The organism is Burkholderia sp. JKS000303 (genome assembly GCF_002563755.1).
Classification (GTDB): Bacteria; Pseudomonadota; Gammaproteobacteria; order Burkholderiales; family Burkholderiaceae; genus Burkholderia; species Burkholderia anthina_B.
The window spans coordinates 2,446,796-2,464,587 of sequence record NZ_PDBZ01000001.1 but is presented as its reverse complement, the minus strand read 5'-3'; the positions used below and the strand labels follow the sequence as shown (position 1 = coordinate 2,464,587).

General features: G+C 67.5%; 15 protein-coding genes. 8 read left to right on the top strand and 7 right to left on the bottom strand.

Features of this window, described 5'->3' with window-relative positions:
* Positions 1-31: 31 nt before the first annotated feature.
* The 4 genes from BX604_RS11915 to BX604_RS11900 all read right to left on the bottom strand — a co-directional run bounded on the left by BX604_RS11915 (position 32) and on the right by BX604_RS11900 (position 4,628).
* The gene (locus BX604_RS11915; protein ID WP_098550972.1) at positions 32-508 is read right to left on the bottom strand and encodes a DNA-deoxyinosine glycosylase; all 477 of its coding nucleotides are present in this window, start codon (positions 506-508) and stop codon (positions 32-34) included.
* Positions 508-1,104, bottom strand: a complete 597-nt coding sequence (locus BX604_RS11910) for a chorismate--pyruvate lyase family protein (protein ID WP_098552840.1) — start codon at positions 1,102-1,104, stop codon at positions 508-510. Before BX604_RS11910 ends, BX604_RS11915 begins: the two co-directional genes overlap by 1 nt.
* Before the next feature lie 8 nt (positions 1,105-1,112).
* Positions 1,113-3,011: a molecular chaperone HtpG gene (htpG, locus tag BX604_RS11905; protein ID WP_098550971.1), complete on the bottom strand. Its 1,899-nt coding sequence runs from the start codon at positions 3,009-3,011 to the stop codon at positions 1,113-1,115.
* A 156-nt stretch (positions 3,012-3,167) separates the two neighbouring features.
* Entirely contained in the window at positions 3,168-4,628 is a 1,461-nt protein-coding gene (locus BX604_RS11900) for an aminotransferase-like domain-containing protein (protein WP_098550970.1), read from the bottom strand.
* A 229-nt stretch (positions 4,629-4,857) separates the two neighbouring features.
* On the opposite strand from BX604_RS11900, the gene BX604_RS11895 reads away from it, so the two are divergent.
* The 7 genes from BX604_RS11895 (at position 4,858) to BX604_RS11860 (ending at position 13,219) form a co-directional block, all read left to right on the top strand.
* On the top strand, positions 4,858-5,550 hold the full coding sequence (locus BX604_RS11895; protein ID WP_098550969.1) for a VOC family protein: 693 nt from the start codon (positions 4,858-4,860) through the stop codon (positions 5,548-5,550).
* Between the two features lie 67 nt (positions 5,551-5,617).
* The gene (locus tag BX604_RS11890; RefSeq protein ID WP_098550968.1) at positions 5,618-6,526 is read left to right on the top strand and encodes a DMT family transporter; all 909 of its coding nucleotides are present in this window, start codon (positions 5,618-5,620) and stop codon (positions 6,524-6,526) included.
* A 152-nt stretch (positions 6,527-6,678) separates the two neighbouring features.
* Entirely contained in the window at positions 6,679-7,860 is a 1,182-nt protein-coding gene (locus BX604_RS11885) for an aminotransferase-like domain-containing protein (RefSeq protein WP_098550967.1), read from the top strand.
* A 46-nt stretch (positions 7,861-7,906) separates the two neighbouring features.
* Positions 7,907-8,365, top strand: coding sequence for a RidA family protein (locus BX604_RS11880; RefSeq protein WP_098550966.1), 459 nt, complete (start codon positions 7,907-7,909; stop codon positions 8,363-8,365).
* Positions 8,366-8,378: 13 nt separating this feature from the next.
* Entirely contained in the window at positions 8,379-9,260 is an 882-nt protein-coding gene (locus BX604_RS11875; RefSeq protein ID WP_098550965.1) for a PhzF family phenazine biosynthesis protein, read from the top strand.
* A 219-nt stretch (positions 9,261-9,479) separates the two neighbouring features.
* The gene (locus tag BX604_RS11865; RefSeq protein ID WP_098550964.1) at positions 9,480-11,819 is read left to right on the top strand and encodes a bifunctional diguanylate cyclase/phosphodiesterase; all 2,340 of its coding nucleotides are present in this window, start codon (positions 9,480-9,482) and stop codon (positions 11,817-11,819) included.
* Positions 11,820-12,010: 191 nt separating this feature from the next.
* A complete protein-coding gene (locus BX604_RS11860; protein WP_098550963.1) occupies positions 12,011-13,219 on the top strand; it encodes a chromate transporter in 1,209 nt (402 codons plus the stop codon).
* Positions 13,220-13,269: 50 nt separating this feature from the next.
* Here the strand turns inward: BX604_RS11860 and BX604_RS11855 are convergent, their stop codons facing one another.
* Positions 13,270-13,716 carry a multidrug/biocide efflux PACE transporter gene (locus BX604_RS11855; RefSeq protein ID WP_098550962.1) on the bottom strand — a complete coding sequence of 149 codons (447 nt, stop codon included), beginning with the start codon at positions 13,714-13,716 and terminating at the stop codon, positions 13,270-13,272.
* A 111-nt stretch (positions 13,717-13,827) separates the two neighbouring features.
* On the opposite strand from BX604_RS11855, the gene BX604_RS11850 reads away from it, so the two are divergent.
* Positions 13,828-14,712, top strand: coding sequence for a LysR family transcriptional regulator (locus BX604_RS11850; protein WP_098550961.1), 885 nt, complete (start codon positions 13,828-13,830; stop codon positions 14,710-14,712).
* A 49-nt stretch (positions 14,713-14,761) separates the two neighbouring features.
* Here the strand turns inward: BX604_RS11850 and BX604_RS11845 are convergent, their stop codons facing one another.
* On the bottom strand, positions 14,762-15,220 hold the full coding sequence (locus BX604_RS11845; protein WP_098550960.1) for a CopD family protein: 459 nt from the start codon (positions 15,218-15,220) through the stop codon (positions 14,762-14,764).
* 249 nt (positions 15,221-15,469) lie between these two features.
* Positions 15,470-17,791: a DNA topoisomerase IV subunit A gene (parC, locus tag BX604_RS11840; protein WP_098550959.1), complete on the bottom strand. Its 2,322-nt coding sequence runs from the start codon at positions 17,789-17,791 to the stop codon at positions 15,470-15,472.
* Between the last annotated feature and the right edge of the window lies 1 nt (position 17,792).

Here is a 17,792-nt window from a genome sequence, read left to right as displayed (position 1 = left end):
CGCAGACCGTCGACCTCGCGGCGGAACGCTGTCAGGCTCGCAACGCCCGCCATTGGAGCAGCTTCTGCTCGAACGACAGCATCGCATTCGCCGGGCTCGACGACGGCAGCACGAGCGTGTCGTACCCGGCCTGCCCGATCACGTCGGCGAAGCGCCCCGCCGTCTTCCCGTTGAAGCACACCGTCTTCAGCAGCGGCGCATGCTCGCGCAACGATGCGAAGTCGTTCGGCTTCGCATTGCGGATCGCCGAATCGAGACTGCCTTGCCGATGGCAGGCATCAAGGACATCCCAGATGCCGATGCCGTGCGACAGCACGCACACGAGCCGCGCGTCGTACGCAAGCGCGTGCAGCCCGGGCTCGTCGAGCACCGCGCCCAACAGCCGCCAGAACTGATTGCGCGGATGCGCGTAATACTGCGCGGCATCGAGCGACGCCTCGCCCGGAAAGCTGCCGAGAATCATCGTGTGCGTGTTCGGCCCGACGACCGGCGCAAAGCCTTGCAGCATCACACGCCTCCGCGCGGCCCGACGGATCGCAGCCCGTCGCCATGCGCATCGAGATGACGCCACAGCGCGGGCAGCATGCATTCGGTGACCATCAACGGCTTGCCGTGCCGCTGAAACACCGAGCGCCGCGCGGCGAACGCATGCGGCGCCCGCTCGCCCGCGAGCGCATGGCTGGCAAGCACATACAGCGGATGACCGGCGATCACGCGCCGGCTGACGAGCGCCGAGCGCTCGACCTGCGGATCGCTGTACAGCAGCTCCGCGAGCGGCCGCGTGCGCAGCCGCCGCATTGCCTGCCACACACCCTTGCTGGCGGCGAGCGGCGCGATGCTGTGCGCGGCGACGTACGGCGTGCCGTCGACCGACAGGATCACCTCGCGCACCCACATCGGCGCGCGCGGCGCACTGTCGAGCGCCGCCGGCTCGTCGAACCACGGGCAATCGACGGCCTCGCGCGTCACGCGCACCTTCACGCTGCCGAGCCGCGCGAGATGCGCGGTCAGCGAGCCGCCGCGCGTCAGCCAGTCGCGCTGGTCGAGCGTGCAGCCGGGCCGGGGCGTGTCGCGCCAACCCGCCTGTGCGCCGTCGAATCGCATCCGCACGTTCACGCGGCGCGCGACAGCAGCAGCGCGTTGGTCCGCTTCACGAAGCTCGCCGGATCGTCGAGCATCCCGCCTTCGGCCAGCAACGCCTGGTCGAACAGCAGATGGCACCAGTCGCCGAAATTGGCGCTGTCGGCGCTCAACTGCTTCACGAGCGCGTGGTCGGGGTTGATCTCGAGGATCGGCTGCATCGCCGGCGCGTTCTGGCCGGCCGCCTTCAGCATCCGCTGCAGGTAGCCGCTCATGTCGTTGTCGTCCGCGACGAGGCACGACGGCGAATCGGTCAGGCGGAACGTGACGCGCACTTCCTTCACCTTGTCGCCGAGCGCTTCCTTCATCTTCTCGACGAGCGGCTTGATCGCCTCGCCCGCCTGCTCCTGTGCCTTCTTCTCGTCGTCGTTCAGCTCGCCGAGGTCGAGATCGCCACGCGCAACGCTCGCGAGCGGCTTGCCGTCGAACTCCTGCAGGAACGACAGCATCCATTCGTCGACGCGATCGGTCAGCAGCAGCACCTCGACGCCCTTCTTGCGGAACACTTCCAGATGCGGGCTGTTCTTCGCGGCCTGCCACGTATCGGCGGTCACGTAGTAGATCTTGCTCTGCTCGGGCTTCATGCGCGACACGTAGTCGGCGAGCGACACGTCCTGCGTGTCGGTGTCGCCGTGCGTCGACGCGAAGCGCAGCAGCTTCGCGATGCGCTCGCGGTTCGCGTGATCCTCGCCGAGGCCTTCCTTCAGCACCTGGCCGAATGCGCCCCAGAACGTCTTGTACTTCTCCTTGCCGGCGTCCTCTTCCGCGTTCGCGAGCTCTTCGAGCATCGACAGCGCACGCTTGGTCACGCCTTCGCGGATCGCCTTCACGTCGCGGCTTTCCTGCAGGATTTCACGCGACACGTTCAGCGGCAGGTCGGCCGAATCGACGACGCCCTTCACGAAGCGCAGGTACTGCGGCAGCAGCTGCTCGGCGTCGTCCATGATGAACACGCGCTTCACGTACAGCTTCAGGCCGCCGCGATAGTCGCGGTTCCACATGTCGAACGGCGCCTGCGCCGGCACGAACAGCAGCTGCGTGTATTCGCTGCGGCCCTCGACACGGTTGTGCGTCCACGTGAGCGGATCCTGATGGTCGTGCGCGATGTGCTGATAGAACTGCGTGTACTGCTCGTCGGTGACGTCGCTCTTCGACCGCGTCCACAGCGCGCTCGCCTGGTTGACGGTCTCGTCCTCGTCCTTCAGGACCATCTCGCCCTTTTCCTGATCCCACTCTTCCTTCTGCATCAGGATCGGCAGCGCGATGTGATCGGAGTACTTCTGGATGATCGACTTCAGGCGGTGCGACGACAGCAGTTCGTCCTCGCCTTCGCGCAGGTGCAGCGTGATCGTCGTGCCGCGCTGCGCGCGCTCGATCGCGTCGATCGTGAAATCGCCCTCGCCCGCGCTTTCCCAGCGCACGGCTTCGCTGGCCGGCAGGCCGGCGCGGCGCGTCTCGACGGTGATCTTGTCGGCGACGATGAACCCCGAATAGAAACCGACGCCGAACTGGCCGATCAGCGCCGCGTCCTTCTGCTGGTCGCCGGACAGCTTCGTGAAGAATTCCTTGGTGCCCGAACGTGCGATCGTGCCGAGGTTCGCGATCGCCTCGTCGCGGCTCATGCCGATGCCGTTGTCCTCGATCGTGACGGTGCGGGCAGCCTTGTCGAAGCCGATGCGGATCCGCAGGTTCGGATCGTTCTCGTACAGCGCGTTGTTCGCGAGCGCTTCGAAACGCAGCTTGTCGGCCGCGTCGGACGCGTTCGACACCAGTTCGCGCAGGAAGATTTCCTTGTTGCTGTAGAGCGAATGAATCATCAGGTGGAGGAGTTGCTTGACCTCTGCCTGAAAGCTCATCGTTTCGTGTGCCATGGATGCTGTTTCCTCTTACTTGAACTTGAATGGTGTGGCGCAGGCGCCCGGTGCGCGATGCCGGCGGGCCCGTCAAGGACGACCGCCTGGCGCAAGCGGTTTGCGCGGGTATCTGGGGACGGGCGCCGCGATTTCAAGGGGCGGCGCGCCGCCGCGTCACGACGCGCGCCGCGCCGCGGATTCGATATAGCGCGCGAGAAACCCCGGCAGCGCCGGATCGCCGCAGTTCGCGACGTTAAAGCGCGTCCACGTCGACGGCGACTGCTGCGGCGAGAACAGACTGCCCGGCGTCAGCAAGAATCCTTCCTCGTGCGCGGCCGCCGCGAGCGCGTCCGAATCGACGCCCGTATCGGCCCACAGGAACATCCCGGCCGCGGGCATCGTGAAGAGCTTCAGCCCGGTGCGCTCCAGCATGCGCGCGGTCTTGTCGCGCACGCCGTCGAGCCGTGCGCGCAGGCGTTCGACGTGACGCCGGTAATGCCCTTCGGTCAGAATTTTGTAAAGTACGCGCTCGTTGAGCTCCGGCGTCGTCATCCCGACCAGCATTTTCTGGTCGGTGATCGCCTTCGCGATCTCCGGCGCGCACGCGACGTAGCCGACCCGCAGGTTCGCCGCGAGCGTCTTCGAATAACTGCCGAGGTAGATTACGCGCTTCAACTGGTCGAGGCTCGCGAGCCGCGTGGCCGGATAGCTCGGCGGGCACAGGTCGCCGTACACGTCGTCCTCGACGACGAGGAAGTCGTACGCCTCCGCGAGCTTCAGGATCCGGAACGCCTGCGCGGCCGACAGCGACGTGCCGGTCGGGTTCTGCAGCACAGAGTTGATCACGAGCATCTTCGGGCGCCACATCTGCACGAGCGTCTCGAGCGCGTCGAGATCGGGGCCGTCCGGCGTGTACGGCATCCCGACGAGCTGCGCGCCCTGCGACGCGAAACGGCCGAACATCTGGAACCACGCGGGGTCGCCGACGATCACCGCATCGCCGGGCTGCACGTAGATTCGCGAAATCAGGTCGATCGCCTGCGTGATGCCCGACACCATCACGAGCTGCTCGGGCTTCGCGCCGATCTCGACTTCCGCGAGCCGCGTCTGCAGTTGCTGGCGCAGCGGCAGGAAGCCCTGCGGCGTGCCGAAACCGAGCATCTGCGCGCCGGACTGGCGCCCGAGCGCGCGCAGCGAGCCGGTGATCAGTTCGCCGTCGAGCCAGCGGCCCGGCAGGTAGCCCAGACCCGGCCCCTTTTCCGGGCTGGCGGTATGCAGCATGTTGCGCAGCAGCCAGACGACGTCGATCGTGTTGTGCACCGGCGCGGCCTCCGCCACGCGCGCCACGTTGTCGACCGGCTGCGGGCCGACGGCCGTGCGCTCGCGCACGTAGAAACCGGAGCCCCGCCGCGAATCGAGATACCCCTGCGCGACGAGCCGCTCGTACGCCTCGACGACGGTGAAACGCGACACGCTCTTGTCGAGCGCGAGCTTGCGGATCGACGGCATGCGCATGCCGGGCCGGAACACGCGCTCGTCGATGCGGCGCCGCGCCCACTGGACGAGCTGGTCGACGAGCGTGAGCGTGGCCGTGTCGTGCGGCGCGGGAATCTGGGCGAGAGGAACGGTGGACATGGACAGGGGCTCCAACTGTACCGAAGGCTATCGCAGCGATTGTACCGTTACTGTGCCGGTGCGGACGATTACAGTTGACCGGAATGGCGATCATGCGGCCGTCGCTGCGGCCCTGCCGCACTGGCGCCGCGCCGGCCGGCCTGCAGCGCCGCCCGTGCCCCGGCCGGTTCCGCAACCGCCCGGCGCCTCGCCCGACTACCATGACACTTTCGCTTCCCGACCGACGTTCATGCCAGCCCGCTCCCTGACCCTCGACCATCTCGTGATCGCCGCGCGCACGCTCGACGAAGGCGTGCGCCACGTCGCCGACGCGCTCGGCATCGAACCGGCCGGCGGCGGCCGCCATCCGCTGATGCGTACCCATAACGCGCTGTTCGGCGCATGGGGCGGGCTGTATCTCGAAGTGATCGCGATCGATCCGGACGCACCCGCCACGGGCGACGACGGCGCGCCGCCGCGCGCGCGGCTGTTCGGCCTCGACGATCCGGCGCTGCGCGAACGGCTCGCGCAGGGCCCGTTCCTCGCGCACTGGGTCGCGCGTGTCGACCGCCCGCGCCAGCTCGCGCTATGGCAAAGCCAGTATCCGGCCCGCATCGCACCGGTCGTCGCGATGCGGCGCGGCGATCTCAGTTGGGGCCTCACGGTGCCCGACGACGGCGCGTTCCCCGCATGGCAAGGCGCCGGCGACGGTCTGCTGCCGTCGCTGATCCAGTGGGACAGCCCGCGCCACCCGGCCGAATCGCTGCCAAGCGACGGCGTCGCGCTGAAGGCGCTCAAGGGCGCCCACCCGCGTGCGGACACGCTCCGCGAACAGCTCGACTGGCTCGGCGCCGCGCACCTGCTCGATCTCGAGGCCACCGACGGCCCGCCCGCGCTCGTCGCGGAATTCGACACGCCGCAGGGCGCGCGCACGCTGCGCTGACGCGGCACGCGCGGCCGCCCTTCTCGTCACACCCTACGCACCTCACGAATACGGAGACACCCACGACATGAATTCGCGCGAAACCCGGGGCATGCTGCTCGGCCTCATCGGCGTGATGATCTTCAGCCTGACGCTGCCGATGACGCGTATCGTCGTCTCCGAGCTCAATCCGCTGCTCAACGGGCTCGGCCGCGCGCTCGCCGCGTCGGTGCCCGCCGGTCTGCTGCTGTGGTGGCGCCGCGAACGGCTGCCCACCCGCGCGCAACTGAAAAGCCTCGCGGTCGTGTCGGCCGGCGTGATCATCGCGTATCCGGTGTTCTCCGCGTGGGCGATGAAAACCGTGCCGGCGTCGCACGGCGCCGTCGTCAACGGCCTGCAGCCGCTGTTCGTCGCGCTGTACGCGGCATGGCTGTCGCACGAACGGCCGTCGAAGGCGTTCTGGGCCAGCGCGCTGGCCGGCAGCGCGCTCGTGATCGCGTTCGCGCTGCGCGACGGCGGCGGCACCGTCCAGGCGGGCGATGCGCTGATGCTCGTCGCGGTCGGCATCGGCGCGCTCGGCTATGCCGAAGGCGCGCGCCTCGCACGCCAGATCGGCGGCTGGCAGGTGATCTGCTGGGCGCTCGTCGTGTCCGCGCCGTTCCTCGTGCTGCCGGTCGGCTGGCTCGCATGGATGCAGCACGCCGCGCATCCCGGCCCGCTCGCGCTGCGCACGTGGCTCGCGTTCGGATATGTGACCCTCTTTTCGCAATTCATCGGCTTTTTCGCGTGGTATGCGGGGCTCGCCATGGGCGGCATCGCGCGCGTCGGCCAGGTGCAATTGCTGCAGATCTTCTTCACGATCGCCTTTTCCGCGCTGCTGTTCGGCGAGACGGTGACGTCGTCGACGTGGCTGTTCGCGGCCGCCGTGATCGCGACCGTCATGCTCGGACGGCGCTCGTCGGTGGCCACGGCCCCGCGCCCCGCTCGCGCCGGTTGATGAGGTGCGCCATAATGTTCGTTTTGCCTGAACGGTTATGCCCACCCGGCCGCGACGGCCCGATCGCGCTCCCGCATGCCCACCCGGCCGCGTCGACGCAATCAGCCTGACCGACCTTTCTTGACTGACCACGATATCCGAACGAGGAGACTATGAATCCGAGCGACCTGCATCCGCCGCACTGGCAGCTTTCCGAACGCGCACGCAAGCTGACGAGCTCTGCAATCCGCGAGATCCTGAAGATCACGGAACGCCCCGAGGTCATCTCGTTCGCCGGCGGCCTGCCCGCTCCCGCGACGTTCCCCGCCGAACGCATGCGCGCCGCGGCCGACCGCGTGCTGCGCGATTCGCCCGCCGCGGCCCTCCAGTACAGCGCGACCGAAGGCTACCTGCCGCTGCGCGAATGGATCGCCGAGCGCTACAGCGTGCGCGTGTCGCAAGTGCTGATCACGACCGGCTCGCAGCAGGCGCTCGACCTGCTCGGCAAGGCGCTGATCGATCCGGACAGCCCGATCCTCGTCGAAACCCCGACCTACCTCGGCGCGCTGCAATCGTTCTCGCTGTACGAGCCGCGTTACGTGCAGGTGCCGACCGACGAGCAGGGCCTGCTGCCCGAAGGCCTCACGCCGGAACTGACGCAAGGCGCGCGCCTGCTGTACGCGCAGCCGAACTTCCAGAACCCGACCGGCCGCCGCCTGCCCGTCGAGCGCCGCCGCGCGCTCGCCGCGTTCGCGCAGTCGAGCCCGTTCCCGGTGCTGGAAGACGATCCGTACGGCGCACTGAACTACCAGGGCGAGCCGCTGCCGACGATGCTGTCGATGGCGCCGGACCACGTCGTGCACCTCGGCACGTTCTCGAAGGTGCTCGCACCGGGCCTGCGGATCGGCTACATCATTGCCCCCGAAGAACTCCACTTCAAGCTCGTGCAGGCCAAGCAGGCCACCGACCTGCACACGCCGACGCTCACGCAGCGCATCGCGCACGAAGTGATCAAGGACGGCTTCCTCGACGAACACATCCCGACGATCCGCCAGCTGTACGGCGCGCAATGCGAGGCAATGCTCGCGTCGCTCGCGCGTCACATGCCGGAAGGCGTCACGTGGAACCGCCCGGACGGCGGGATGTTCATCTGGGTGAACCTGCCCGCGCAGATCGACAGCATGAAGCTGCTCGAAGCGGCGGTCGACAACCACGTCGCGTTCGTACCGGGCGCGCCGTTCTTCGCGAACGATCCGCAGCAGAACACGCTGCGCCTGTCGTTCGTGACGGTGCCGCCCGAAAAGATCGAGGAAGGCGTCGCGCGCCTCGGCAAGCTGCTGCGCGAGCGTCTCTGATCCCCTTTTTCCTGTCACGCACGACTCTCTACGAGGAATCGAACCCATGGCTAACGTCTACGACAAACTGAAGTCGCTCGGCATCGAGCTCCCGACCGCCGGCGCACCGGCCGCCGCCTACGTGATGAGCGCGCAAAGCGGCAACACGGTCTACCTGTCGGGCCACATCGCGAAGAAGGACGGCAAGGTCTGGGCCGGCAAGCTCGGCGCCGATCTGCAGACGGAAGACGGCAAGGCTGCCGCACGCTCGATCGCGATCGACCTGCTCGCGACGCTGCACGCGCACACCGGCGACCTGAACAAGGTCACGCGCATCGTGAAGCTGATGAGCCTCGTGAACTCGACGCTCGAGTTCACCGAACAGCACGTCGTCACGAACGGCGCGTCGGAACTGATCGCGGAAGTGTTCGGCGACGCGGGCAAGCATGCTCGCTCGGCGTTCGGTGTCGCGCAGATTCCGCTCGGCGCGTGCGTCGAGATCGAACTGATCGCCGAAGTTGCGTAACACGGGTGTCACGGTGACCGGCCGCAGCGTCCGCTTCAAGCAGGTCGACGTCTTCACGTCGGTGCCGTTCAAGGGCAATGCGCTTGCCGTGGTGTTCGACGCCGATTCGCTCGGCGACGACGACATGCAGGCGATTGCCCGCTGGACGAACCTGTCGGAGACGACGTTCGTCTGCGCGCCGACGGATCCGGAGGCCGATTACCGCGTCCGGATCTTCACGACGTGCGGCGAACTGCCGTTCGCCGGTCATCCGACACTCGGCACCGCACACGCGTTCCTGGAAAGCGGCGCGCGGCCGCGCACGCCGGGCCGGCTGATCCAGCAGTGCGGGGTCGGCCTGGTCGAACTGCGTGAACAGGCCGATGGCTGGGCATTTGCCGCACCACCAGCACGGTTCACGCCGCTCGACCGTGCGGACTACCCGGCCCTGGCCGCCGCATTGCGCAGCGATGCGATCGATCCGGACGCCGAACCGTGCGCGGTCGACAACGGCGCGCCGTGGCTCGTCGTGCGGCTGACGTCGGCCGACGCCTGCGTCGGCCTCGCCCCCGATCAGGCCGCATTAGAGGCAATCACCCATCGCTACGGCACGGACGGCCTCGCGGTCTACGCGCCGCACCCGGACGGCGGCCCCGCCACGTTCGAAATCCGCTGCCTGATGACGGGCGGCGGGTTCGGCGTCGGCGAGGATCCCGTCACCGGCAGCGCCAATGCCGCGCTGGCAGGCCTGCTGAGCCGCCAGCAACGCCGTCCCGGCCCTTCGTATACAGTGCGTCAGGGCACGGCGATCGACCGCGACGGCCGCATCTTCATCCACCATGACGACGACGACACGATCTGGATCGGCGGCCACGTCGTGACGGTCGTGGACGGCACGTTCCAGGCGCCCGCCTGACGTTTCGCGATGTGCGACGGTGCCGGCCGGGCCGGCACCCTACGATTCACCCGTCTATCGCAAAAGCCTTCCAGCCAGTAATATCGGGCCTAATCCGTCGCTTCGGCGGGTCTGTCCATGGTTGCGCATCCCGCGAACGAACAGACGCCGGTGCGCCCCAACCATAGCCGGCCATCCCGACGGGGGATGGCTCACGCGAGCAGGACGCCGCCCTTTTCGATGAGCTCCGCCCGGTCTAACCACACGCCGCCGAACCGGCCGCTGCGCGCGCCGCGCAAGTCGCGCCGGCGTGCGCTGTTCGCGATCCCGCTGCTCGGGATGCTGGCGCTCGCGCTGCTGTGGGCCGTGATCATCGCGCGACTATCGGTCGAAAAGGACAGCGCGTACAAGGAAGCGGCGGCATCCGCTGCCATCCTGTCGTCCGCGCTCGAACAGCATACGGTCAAGGCGATCCATCAGGTCGACCAGATCACCCGCTTCGTCAAGTTCGAGTTCGAGAAGTCGCCCGCGCATTTCAACCTCGCGAGCGCGGTCGAAAAAGGCGTCGTGCCGAGCGACACGCTGATCCAGGTTTCGCTCGTCAACGCGAAGGGCATCCTGTTCGCGAACACCGCCGAACTCCATCCGAAGCCGATCAACCTGTCGGACCGCGAGCACTTCAAGGTGCATCTCGCGCACAACGACGACCGCCTGTACATCAGCAAGCCGGTGCTCGGCCGCGTGTCGAGCCACTGGACGCTGCAGATGACGCGGCGCCTGAACAACCCGGACGGCAGCTTCGCGGGCATCGTCGTCGTGTCGGAAGACCCGAGCTACTTCACGAACGACTTCTACAACAATGCGGCGATCGGCAAGGAAGGCGTGATCGCCGTCGTGTCCGACACCGGCGCCGTGCTCGCGCGCCGCACCGGCTCGGTGAGCAACGCGCCGGGCGCGTTCTCCGCCTCGGGCGTCTACCCGATCGCCGAGCGCGTGACGGGCACCATCATCGACCCGCTCGACGGCGTGACGCGCATCGTGTCGTACCGCCACCTCGACGGCTACCCGCTCGCGGTGATGGTCGGGCTGTCGCAGACCGAGGAATTCGCGGACTACTACCACACGCGCAACGTCTACCTGCTGATGACGAGCTTCATCACGCTCGCGATGCTCGCGTTCTTCGGCGTCGCGACGGGGCTGATCGGCAAGCTGCTCGGCCGCGAGCGCGAGATGACCCAGCTCGCCGAATACGACCTGCTCACCGGCCTCGCGAACCGCTACGCGACGCTGCGCGGGCTGCGCAACGACGTGTCGATGCCGTCGAGCCTGTCGCGGCTCGGCCTGCTGTTCATCGATCTCGACAACTTCAAGACCGTCAACGACACGCTCGGCCACAACGCCGGCGACATCGTGCTGCAGATGACCGCGTCGCGCCTGTCCGATGCGGTCGGCGACGAAGGCTCGCTCGCGCGGATCGGCGGCGACGAATTCGTGGTCGTGATGAAGGGCGACGACGTCGAACGGCGCGCGGTGCGGCTCGCGGAAGCGATCATCCGGCTGTTCAGCGAACCGTTCGACGTGCGCGGCAGCTCGTTCGTCCTGCATGCGAGCATCGGCATCGCGCTGCACACCGTCGCGAACGAAAGCGAGATCGACCTGCTGAAGAAGGCCGACCTCGCGATGTACAGCGCGAAGGACGCCGGCAAGAACTGCTATCAGTTCTACGCGCCGCACCTGTCGCACCGCGCCGATCACCTGATGCGCTGGGAACAGCAATTGCGCGTCGCGCTCGCCGAAGGGCAGTTGTTCCTCGCGTATCAGCCGAAGATCGATCTCACGCATCGCACGATCACGGGCTTCGAGGCGCTCGCGCGCTGGGATCATCCGGAGCACGGCGTCATCTCCGCGAACGAATTCATTTCGATCGCCGAATCGACGGGCCTGATCGTGCCGATCGGCGACTTCGTGATCCGCACTGCCTGCGCGCAAATCGCGCGCTGGCGCGACGACGGCCACGACACGCTGACGCTCGCGGTCAACATCTCGCCCGTGCAGTTCTGGCGCGGCGACCTGATCGAGACGATCTCGCAGGCACTGCTCGACACCGGCATCGACGCAAACCGGCTCGAGCTCGAGATCACCGAAACCGCGATGATGGAATATCCGGAGCTCGTATCCGAGAAGATCGTCGCGCTGAAGAAGCTCGGCATCCGGATCGCGCTCGACGATTTCGGCACCGGCTACTCGTCGCTGTCGTACCTGCACCGCTTCTCCGTCGATACGCTGAAGGTCGACCGCTCGTTCGTGCAGGCGATCCCGAACGATCGCAGCGTGTGCGTGATGGTGTCGTCGATCGTGCATCTCGCGCGCTCGCTCGGTCTCACGGTCGTCGTCGAAGGCACCGAAACCGAGGAGCAGATCGCATGGCTGTCCGCACTCGGCGAGATCGAGGCGCAGGGCTTCCTGTTCTCGCGGCCCGTGCCGGCCGACGCGATTCCCGCGTTGATCGCACGCTTCGGCGTGCGCGGCGAGCACGCGAACCTGATCGCACATCGCGCGACCGGCAACGCCGGCGCGTAAGCACGCCGCACTCGACACGCGTTGTTCCGTACGCCGATCATTTCGGTTTCCGATCCGATCGTCGAGTTCATTAACTAGCGTTTTCGCGCATGGCAGTGTCATGATGCGCGGCGGACAATCGGGAGGGCCATCGTGTCGGCAGGCCGCCGGCATGCCCCTATGCGCGAGAGCCCTGCGCCAACAGCACAATCATGACAACCGTCGAAGTCGAAGCGACCGAACCCGTCGAACGGGCACAGGCATCCCTGTGGGCCTTGTTCAAGGTCGTCGCCGGCATTTCCGCCGTGTCGTGGGGCGGGCTTTCGATGATGGCGCAGCTCGAACGTCACTATGTCGACCGCTTGCAGCGCATCGAGCCGCACCTGTTCGCCGATCTCGTCGCGCTCGCGTGGCTCGTGCCGGGCCCGGTCGGATGCAACGTCGCGGTACAGATCGGCCAGACGCTGCACGGGCGCGCCGGCGCATGGATCGCCGGCATCGCGAGCGTGCTGCCGTTCTTCGTGCTGATGACGCTGTTCGCGATCTTCTATCGCACACCGCTCGTGCGCTCGCTCGCCGCGCCGATACTGATCAATCACTTCGGGATGGTGCTCGCCGCGCTGATCGGCGTCACGTGGCTCAAGCAGTTGCGCACGCTCGCGCGCACGCGGCTCGAACAGCTGATTGCCGCGTTGTCGACGATTCTGCTCGCTTTCGCGCATAGTCCGGCCGCATTCGTCGGGATTCTCTGCGCTGCGTTTGCAGCCGGCTGGCTCACGGGCCCGCCGCAACACGACGCGATTGATTTCACGCTGTCCAAGCGCGATCGCAATCTGCTCGTGCTGCTCGCCGTCCTCGTCGCGCTGTTCGCGCTGCCGCTACCCGGCGACTACCAGATGGCGCTGCTGTGGCCGCGGCTCGCGGGCGCCGGCATGACGCTGTTCGGCGGCGGCTTCTCCGCCCTGCCCGTGCTCAAGGCGCTGTTCGTGTCGCCGGCGACCGGCATCACCGATCACGACTTCACGCTCGCCTTCGCGTTGTCGCCGGTGTCGCCAGGGCCGCTGCTGAACGTCGTGCCGTTTCTCGGCTACCTGACCGACGGCTGGGTCGGCGCGCTGTTCGCGACCGCCGCGCTGTTCATTCCGTCGGGTTGTCTCGTCGTGTTCGCGAAGAACCACCTGTTCCGGCTCAAGCGCCATTCGCGCTTCGAGCACGGGATGCGCCTGCTGCGCGCGGCGACGACGGGCTTTCTCGCGGTCGCCGTCGTGAAGATCCTGCATCGCGAACCGGCCGATCCCGTCTACTGGCTCACGGGCGCGTTCGCGACGCTGTGCTTCGCGCGCTTCAAGGTGCCCGTGTATGCCGTGTACGGCGCCGTCGCGATCGTGTGCGGCGTCTGGCTGTGGGCGGCCGCCCACTGACGGACGGCCACACTCGCGGCGGCGCCCGCCCGCTCGCCCCCCCGCCCTGCTCAGCCCGCCTGCATTGCGACGCGGCGTGCCACCCAGCGTGCGCGCAGCGCGTCGTACGCGAGGTTGAAGCAGAACGTGTAAGGCAGGAAGAACAGCACGATGCCGAGGTCGAGCAACAGCGCCTCGACGAGGCTCACGTTCAGCCACCACGCGGCAACCGGCACCACCATCGCGACCAGACCCAGCTCGAACGCGACCGCATGCGCGACCCGCATGCCGAGCGTGCGCGTCAGGCCCGCGCGCCGTTCGAGGCGATCGAACAGCGTGTTGAACGTCATGTTCCACGCCATCGCGATCAGCGACACCATCACCGTCAGCACGCCGACGTGCGACACCGGCATGTCGAGCAGCCACGCGCCGATCGGCGCGCACAGTGCGATCGCCACGAGTTCGAACGTCAGCGCATGCACGAGGCGTTCCGTCACCGTTTTGTTCACCTGTTTCATGATTCCCTCCAGTTCGTGTATTCAGCTCATGCGACTATTTTGATCGGTTAAACCGGGTCAATCCAGTTTGATATCATCGGTTTTACCGATATAAACTTTAAGGATCGTCGTATGCGCCACGCCCCCGAAGCCCTGCTCGCGTTTGCCGAAGCCGCGCTGCTCGGCTCGTTCACGGCCGCCGCACGCAAGCTCGGCAAGCGCCAGTCGACGATTTCCGAGGCGATCGCGAACCTCGAGATCGACCTCGGCGTGCAGTTGTTCGATCGCTCGACGCGCACGCCGACGCTGACCGACGCCGGACGCGCGCTGCTGCCGCAGGTGCAGCGCGCGCTGGAGGCCGGCGCGGCGATCGACCGCATGGCGGCACGGCTCGCGCAAGGCGAGGAAGCGCGGCTCACGCTCGTCGTGTCCGACACGTACCAGTCGAAGCGTTACGAGGAAACGTTGATGGCGCTGGAACAGCGCTTTCCGGCGCTCGAGCTCGAATGCCAGATCGCCGAGCACGAGGACGTGCTCGACCTGATCCAGCAGGGCCGCGCGCAGCTCGGGCTGATGGCCGCGCGCGCGGCCTACCCGCCCGATATCGGTGCGGCGACGGTGGCGGAGGAATCGGAGATCGGCCTGTTCGTCGGCCGCATGCACGCGCTGGCGCAATACGGCGACGTCGACGTGCCGCATGCGGCGCTGCGCGATGCGCGCGAGTTGCGGCTCAATACCTATGTGAAACCGGAGGATCGCGGCGCCGGCGACCGGATCGTCGTCGGCACGCAGCGCTGGCTCGCGCCGAGCTATCTGATGCTGCTGGAGATGGCCGTGCTGGGCTTCGGCTGGGCCGAGCTGCCGCGCTGGATGGTGGAGCACTTCGCGCGCGATCGCCTGTGCGAGCTGCGCTCGCGCGGCTGGCCGCGCCGCGTGCGGGTGGATGCGGTGTGGTCGCGCAACCGGCCGCTCGGCCCGGCCGGCTCGTGGCTGCTCGACGCGATGCTGGCCGCGTAGCGGCGCGGCACCGTGCAGGCAATCGGCGCCGCGAGGCGCCGCCGCAGGCTCAGAAGCCGCGCGACAGCACCGCCGCGCCGATCGTCACGACACCCAGCACGAGATTGACGACGACGAGCAGGCGCACCGTGTTGACCGCGCGCGCGCCGTCCGGCCAGTTCTGCGCCTGCACCGCACGGCGGATGCGCGGGAACAGCGCGAAGCGGATATGACCGAAGAGCAGCATCATCACGACGCCGAGCCCGGCCATCGCATGCAGCGTCCACGTCGCATGCGCGCCGCCGAACGCCATGAGCAGGAAGCCGCCGGACAGCAGGATCACGATCACCGAGCCCGACACCCAGTTGAAGAAGCGGCCGAACACGCCCTCGATCAGCGGCAGCCGCAACTGCGGCGTCAGGTCGGACAGCGCCGGGCGCAGGCAGAAGTTCGCGAAAACCATCCCGCCCACCCACACGGCAACGGCCAGCAGATGAAGAAACAACGCGACGGAAACAGCGTGAGACATGGCGGCAATCCTGTGATGAGTTGAGTGCAACAAACCACCGCGTCGCGCGCGGGGTCGAGCGACGTTCGACCCGCGTGCCGCCGCTCGGTTCAGACCCCCGGCGGTATTTCACATTATTTTGCAAGTTCCGTGCGACGGCGCCACTCTCGCTTACATGCATACGGCGCCGCCGCAAAAGAAAAGGCCGCACGCCCGCCGATGCGGAGGTGCGGCCTTCGATGCCGGTCGAACCGGCACGCAGATGGCGCGTCAGCCGAGCTTCGGACGCAGCTCGTTGATGACCTTGAGCTTCGTGTCCGGCGCGCGGCCCTTGCGGGCGCGCTTGCCGATGTGCGGCGCGAGCCCCGCATACGACAGCGTCTCGTCCTGCGCCTTGCCGCCACGGCCGGTGCCGATCAGCACGACGCCGGCCGGGTCGATCGCGAGCGCCTGCACGAGCGTTTCCTTGTCCTCGAGCGCCATCAGGATCACGCCGCGCCCGCCGCCGGACAGCGTCTTCATTTCGTCCATCCCGAACACCAGCAGGCGGCCACCGCTCGACAGACACGCGACCTGCGTCGCGTTCGGCAGCACCGGCATCGGCACGAGCGGCGCCGCCCCCGTGTCGATCGTCATGAACGACTTGCCGGCCTTCACGCGGCTCACCATGTCGCCGACCTTCGCGAGGAAGCCGAAGCCGTTGCTCGACGCGAGCAGCAGTTGCTGATCGACCGGCGCCGCGTAGTAGTGCATCAGGTGCGAGCCCGATTCGAGCTCGATCAGCGACGTGACCGGCACGCCGTCGCCGCGCCCGCCCGGCAGCACCGATACGTCGACCGAGTACACGCGGCCGCTGCTGCCCCACGCGATCAGGCGATCGGGTGTGCGGCACAGGAATGCCGCGTACAGGCTGTCGCCGGCCTTGAACGAGAAGCTCGCCGGATCGAGCCCGTGGCCCTTCAGCGCACGCACCCAGCCCTTCTGCGACACGACGACCGTCACCGGCTCGTCGACCACCTTCGCCTCGAACGTCGCGCGCTTTTCCTGCTGGATCAGCGTGCGGCGATCGTCGCCGTACTGCTTCGCGTCGGCCTCGATCTCCTTGATCATCAGCCGCTTCATCGCGCTTTCGTTCGCGAGCAGTTCCTCGAGCTTCGCCTTCTCGTCGCGCAACGTCTCGAGTTCCTTCTCGATCTTGATCTTCTCGAGTCGCGCGAGCTGACGCAGGCGGATTTCGAGGATGTCCTCGGCCTGCCGCTCGCTGAGGCCGAACGCGTTCATCAGCGCGGTCTTCGGCTCGTCCGACTCGCGGATGATGCGGATCACCTCGTCGATGTTCAGGAAGACGATCATCCGCCCTTCGAGGATGTGGATGCGGTCGTCGACCTTCGCGAGACGGTGGCGGCACCGGCGCGTCATCGTCAGCTGGCGGAACTTCACCCATTCGTCGAGGATCGTCAGCAGGCCCTTCTGGCCCGGCCGGCCATCGGCGCCGATCATCACGAGGTTCAGCGTCGCGTTCGATTCGAGGCTCGTGTACGCGAGCAGCGTGTTCACGAATTCCGTCTGGTCGATCGTGCGCGACTTCGGCTCGAACACGAGCCGAACCGCCGCTTCCTTGCCTGACTCGTCGCGCACCGCGTCGAGCAGGTCGAGCATCGCTTTCTTCGTGTTCAGCTGTTCGGGCGTGAGCGTCTTCTTGCCGAGCTTGAGCTTCGGGTTGGTCAGCTCCTCGATTTCCTCGAGCACCTTCTGACCCGACGTGCTCGGCGGCAGCTCGGTCACGACGAGCTGCCACTGGCCGCGCGCGAGATCCTCGATCTTCCACTTCGCGCGCACCTTCAGGCTGCCGCGGCCGGATTCGTACGCCGCCGAGATTTCGGCGTCGCTCGAGATGATCTGGCCGCCGCCCGGGAAATCCGGGCCGGGGATCAGGTTCATCAGCTCCCCGTGCGTGAGCTTCGGATTGCGGATCAACGTGACCGCCGCCGCCGCGACTTCGCGCAGGTTGTGCGACGGGATTTCGGTCGCGAGACCGACCGCGATGCCCGACGCGCCGTTCAGCAGCACGAACGGCATGCGGCTCGGCAGCGTCTTCGGTTCCTCGAACGAGCCGTCGTAGTTCGGCATGAAGTCGACCGTGCCCTGGTCGATCTCGTCGAGCAGCAGTTTCGCAATCGGCGTGAGTCGCGCTTCGGTGTAACGCATCGCCGCCGCGCCGTCGCCGTCGCGCGAGCCGAAGTTGCCCTGACCGTCGATCAGCGGGTAACGCAGCGAGAAGTCCTGCGCGAGACGCACGAGCGCGTCGTACGCCGACTGGTCGCCGTGCGGGTGGTATTTACCGAGCACGTCGCCGACCACGCGCGCCGATTTCACCGGCTTCGCGTCGGGGCCGAGGCCCATTTCGTTCATCGCGAACAGGATCCGGCGCTGCACCGGCTTCTGGCCGTCGCACACGTCGGGCAGCGCGCGGCTCTTCACCACGCTGACCGCGTAGCTGAGATACGCCTGCTCCGCGTAGTTGCCGAGCGTCAGCGCATCGGCGTTCGGTGCGTCGGACCCGGCGAAGAGATCGGAAGTATTGTCGTCCATC

Coding starts and splice junctions, on each gene's coding strand:
- BX604_RS11915 (WP_098550972.1), bottom strand. CDS start 508: ATGCTGCAAGGCTTTGCGCCGGTCGTCGGGCCGAACACGCACACGATG.
- BX604_RS11910 (WP_098552840.1), bottom strand. CDS start 1,104: ATGCGATTCGACGGCGCACAGGCGGGTTGGCGCGACACGCCCCGGCCC.
- htpG (WP_098550971.1), bottom strand. CDS start 3,011: ATGGCACACGAAACGATGAGCTTTCAGGCAGAGGTCAAGCAACTCCTC.
- BX604_RS11900 (WP_098550970.1), bottom strand. CDS start 4,628: ATGTCCACCGTTCCTCTCGCCCAGATTCCCGCGCCGCACGACACGGCC.
- BX604_RS11895 (WP_098550969.1), top strand. CDS start 4,858: ATGCCAGCCCGCTCCCTGACCCTCGACCATCTCGTGATCGCCGCGCGC.
- BX604_RS11890 (WP_098550968.1), top strand. CDS start 5,618: ATGAATTCGCGCGAAACCCGGGGCATGCTGCTCGGCCTCATCGGCGTG.
- BX604_RS11885 (WP_098550967.1), top strand. CDS start 6,679: ATGAATCCGAGCGACCTGCATCCGCCGCACTGGCAGCTTTCCGAACGC.
- BX604_RS11880 (WP_098550966.1), top strand. CDS start 7,907: ATGGCTAACGTCTACGACAAACTGAAGTCGCTCGGCATCGAGCTCCCG.
- BX604_RS11865 (WP_098550964.1), top strand. CDS start 9,480: ATGAGCTCCGCCCGGTCTAACCACACGCCGCCGAACCGGCCGCTGCGC.
- BX604_RS11860 (WP_098550963.1), top strand. CDS start 12,011: ATGACAACCGTCGAAGTCGAAGCGACCGAACCCGTCGAACGGGCACAG.
- BX604_RS11855 (WP_098550962.1), bottom strand. CDS start 13,716: ATGAAACAGGTGAACAAAACGGTGACGGAACGCCTCGTGCATGCGCTG.
- BX604_RS11850 (WP_098550961.1), top strand. CDS start 13,828: ATGCGCCACGCCCCCGAAGCCCTGCTCGCGTTTGCCGAAGCCGCGCTG.
- BX604_RS11845 (WP_098550960.1), bottom strand. CDS start 15,220: ATGTCTCACGCTGTTTCCGTCGCGTTGTTTCTTCATCTGCTGGCCGTT.
- parC (WP_098550959.1), bottom strand. CDS start 17,791: ATGGACGACAATACTTCCGATCTCTTCGCCGGGTCCGACGCACCGAAC.